The organism is Pandoraea sp. PE-S2R-1 (assembly GCF_002179865.1).
Taxonomy (GTDB): Bacteria; Pseudomonadota; Gammaproteobacteria; order Burkholderiales; family Burkholderiaceae; genus Pandoraea.
Genome location: NZ_NGUR01000100.1, coordinates 1 through 463 on the forward strand (window position 1 = coordinate 1; position 463 = coordinate 463).

The window sequence follows — 463 nt, forward strand, 5'->3', positions numbered from 1 at the left end:
TGACATGTCCCATGCGCATCGAGCGTTTGGCAATCTCTTGCCGCAAGCCTGGCTCGCCCTGGGGCGGGCAATAGATGTTGTACCGATCGCCATGCTGCCGGGCCGCGCGAGCTAATGCGAGATCCAGTCGCTTCGATTGCAGTATCGAGGCGTCGGGCACCGTGCAGCCAAGGGGAACCAGCGACTCGTTCGACGCATGCTCTAGCAGACCCGCCACGGCACCGCTGATGGACACGGTGGAGGCCTTGGGCTTCAGACGAGGCACCGAAGGAAGCGCCAGCAGGTGACGACGCTCGCCCGCCACGTAAAAGCCCGACTGGGGACGCGACACCAACCGGCCGCGATCCTCCAGCAGGCGGTAGGCCCGAAGCGCCGTGAAGACACTGATGCTGTGCTGCTCACTGAATGCCCGAACCGATGGCAAGCGCTTTCCGGGCGCCAGCGCGCCGTTATCGATCATGCT

General features: G+C 64.4%; 1 protein-coding gene. It reads right to left on the reverse strand.

What is annotated here, in order from left to right:
* Nucleotides 1–460 (reverse strand): GntR family transcriptional regulator (locus CDV44_RS27215; protein WP_249277756.1); only part of this gene is annotated, 460 nt, incomplete at its 3' end.
* Nucleotides 461–463: the final 3 nt, after the last annotated feature.